The sequence below is a fragment of the Salinivibrio sp. MA427 genome (assembly GCF_001996115.1).
GTDB lineage: Bacteria > Pseudomonadota > Gammaproteobacteria > Enterobacterales > Vibrionaceae > Salinivibrio > Salinivibrio costicola.
In genome coordinates, this window is sequence record NZ_MUFH01000320.1 from 1 (window position 1) to 2,599 (window position 2,599).

Below are 2,599 nucleotides of genomic sequence, written 5' to 3' on the forward strand. Positions count from 1 at the left end.
GAAGGGTTTGGTGAAATATTTAGGTTGGTGTCTTATCAAGAAATTGGCACCTCGACCATTCAATCTCGTTGTGTAGCAGGTATCGCGAATAGAACGATCATATTCGCTCTACCTGGATCGACAGGTGCATGTAAAACAGGTTGGAAAACGCTAATCAAGGAACAGTTGGATGCCGAACATGGCCCATGTAATTTTGTTCCTCACATTGCTGATGCGAATGAATGTGTGTCGAGAGGCTAATTATGTGTGAGTTTAGTCATATCAATGCCACAGGCCAAGCAAATATGGTCGATGTCAGCAACAAAGGGATAACGAGGCGAGAGGCAGTTGCGATCGGAACTTTAAAAATGTCTCCATCGACTGTAAATAGCATCAAAGAGAATCAGATTAAAAAAGGGGATGTCCTTTCAACTGCCAGGATAGCAGGGATCCAAGCAGCAAAAAAATGCTCTGACCTTATCCCACTGTGTCATCAACTGAATCTATCAAAAATATGGATAGACTTTGAGCTCCTTCCTAACGGTATTCAAATTACTTGTGGTTGTATTTTAGATGGCAAAACAGGGGTTGAGATGGAAGCATTAACCGGTGTTTCGGTAGCGGCGCTTACCTTGTTTGATATGTGCAAAGCTGCCGATAAAAACATGATTATCGAAGGGGTTCACGTACGACATAAATCTGGTGGACAGTCTGGTAGTATAGACAGAGGAATGGGTTATGATTGAAATCAGGTTTTTCGGTTTGCTAAGAGAAAGGATAGGTGAAAGTGTCATTAGCCTTGAGGTACCAACTCCTCTACCTGTTTCTGAATTGATAAAACATCTAATCGAACAGAACACAGCTTTTTTATGGCTTAATGATCTTGATGTAATATCCGCGGTCAATCATACGATTGTAGAGAGCGACTTTTCGATCAATAAAAATGATGAAGTCGCGTTTTTCCCGCCAGTTACTGGGGGCTAATTATGTATAGGATTCAAGAAGATCACCTAGATATAAATCAGCTTACTCAAGCACTGACTGAGAGCAGCAGCGAATGCGGTGCCATTGTTACCTTTGTTGGCCGAGTGCGTGGGAGTTCTGAGAAAAACCGAAGTGTCAAAGAGATATATTTAGAAAGCTATCTATCAATGACAAACAAAGCAATGATGGAAATTACCGAGGAGGTCCAGCTTAGATGGAGTGCAGTAGAAAAGATTTCTATTGTGCATCGCATAGGTGTGATTGGGCTTTGTGAGCCAATTGTATTTGTTGGTGTGTCCAGCAAACATAGAAAAGATAGCTTCGAGGCAGCCAGCTTTATTATGGACCAGCTAAAAATATCAGTACCTTTATGGAAAAAAGAAAACATTGAGGAACAAGGTTGGGTGTGGGTAAGCGCTAAACCTTCAGACAAACAAGCGGCTTTGCGCTGGCGTCTATAATGGAAATTAGGGTGACGTCATCTAGTCACCCCTTAGTCTTATAAACCGGGAATGAAGGCAAAGGGAAGCACCTCAACACTGACCCCCTCCGCGACATCCTCACTATCTTTCGGTAAGCGAATGAGGCAGTTAGCTTTGCATACAGACATAAGTAATGCCGAGCCTTGTGCCCCTGAGCTTGCGACGCTTAATTGTCCTTGCTCGTTTATTGAATAAATACCACGTTGGTAATCTGTGCGCCCAGGACGTTTTTTTAGCGATGTGGTTAATGTGGCGGTGAGCCATTGTGGGTAAATGGTGGAACTACCGCTCAGCTTTAATAAACCTGGAATAGCTAGGATCTGACAGGTGAGCAATGCCGATACTGGATTACCTGGTAAACCGAAAAATGGGGTAGCTCCCACATGTCCAAAAGCAAACGGTTTACCTGGCTTGATAGCTAATTTCCAAAAATCAATGTCACCTTGTTCTTTGAGTACTTCTGTTGTGAAGTCTGCATCTCCAACCGATACACCTCCCGATGTTATTATCGCGTCAGCATCCTCTGCTTTTTTGATTGCTGTTTCTATCGCTTTTTTATCATCAGGAATGATGCCAAGATCTAAAATGTTAAACCCAGAGGCTTTGAGTAAGTGAATAAGCATTGGTTTGTTTGAGTCATAAATAAGTCCAGGGGCTTTGGTCTTATTGACTGAGATTATTTCATCACCGGTTGAGAAGATAGCGATGGTGACAGGTTGGTATACATTGACTTCTCTCATACCAAACGTTGCCATAATAGCTATATCGGCAGCATTGATCTTTTTATTTTTTTTGAGTACAACTTGCCCTTCTTTTATATCTTCTCCTTTTAATCTGATATTTTGCCCGGCTTGAGGGGTGGAATGTACCTGGATCCTTTTTCCTTGAACTGTGACTTTTTCTCTCATTACAACAGTGTCTATTCCTTCTGGAACCGTAGCCCCCGTCATAATTCTTATGCATTCACCGCTTTTGATGGAGCCCCTAAAGGGATGCCCAGCTAATGACTCCCCAACTTCTTTAAATTCACTATGACGCTTGAAATCGTCATGAATAAATCCAAATCCGTCCATTGCTGAATTATCACAAAAAGGCGTATCAAAGGGTGCAAAAATATCCTCAGCGAGGTACCGACCACCCGCAATGTCTAACTG

The 2,599-nt window shown here is 42.4% G+C and carries 5 protein-coding genes; 4 read left to right on the plus strand and 1 reads right to left on the minus strand.

All coding sequences use genetic code 11. The annotated features are described in order from the left end of the window. The 4 genes from BZG79_RS13895 to BZG79_RS13910 form a co-directional block, all read left to right on the plus strand. Window positions 1-240, plus strand: a 240-nt coding sequence (locus tag BZG79_RS13895) for a molybdopterin-binding protein (protein WP_242414200.1), incomplete at its 5' end; no start/stop codon positions are given. A gap of 2 nt (window positions 241-242) precedes the next feature. After that, window positions 243-725 carry a cyclic pyranopterin monophosphate synthase MoaC gene (gene moaC / locus BZG79_RS13900; protein WP_021022854.1) on the plus strand — a complete coding sequence of 161 codons (483 nt, stop codon included), beginning with the start codon at window positions 243-245 and terminating at the stop codon, window positions 723-725. Further along, a complete protein-coding gene (locus BZG79_RS13905; RefSeq protein WP_021022855.1) occupies window positions 718-963 on the plus strand; it encodes a MoaD/ThiS family protein in 246 nt (81 codons plus the stop codon). Before moaC ends, BZG79_RS13905 begins: the two co-directional genes overlap by 8 nt. 2 nt (window positions 964-965) lie before the next feature. Then, window positions 966-1,424 (plus strand): molybdenum cofactor biosynthesis protein MoaE, encoded by a 459-nt coding sequence (locus BZG79_RS13910; RefSeq protein ID WP_021022856.1) that lies wholly within the window; start codon window positions 966-968, stop codon window positions 1,422-1,424. 38 nt (window positions 1,425-1,462) lie between these two features. Here the strand turns inward: BZG79_RS13910 and glp are convergent. After that, window positions 1,463-2,599 (minus strand): gephyrin-like molybdotransferase Glp (gene glp, locus BZG79_RS13915; protein WP_077774695.1); only part of this gene is annotated, 1,137 nt, incomplete at its 5' end.

Bases quoted from the DNA above. Each gene is read 5' to 3' on its own strand.
- moaC (WP_021022854.1), top strand. From the start codon at position 243: ATGTGTGAGTTTAGTCATATCAATGCCACAGGCCAAGCAAATATGGTC.
- BZG79_RS13905 (WP_021022855.1), top strand. From the start codon at position 718: ATGATTGAAATCAGGTTTTTCGGTTTGCTAAGAGAAAGGATAGGTGAA.
- BZG79_RS13910 (WP_021022856.1), top strand. From the start codon at position 966: ATGTATAGGATTCAAGAAGATCACCTAGATATAAATCAGCTTACTCAA.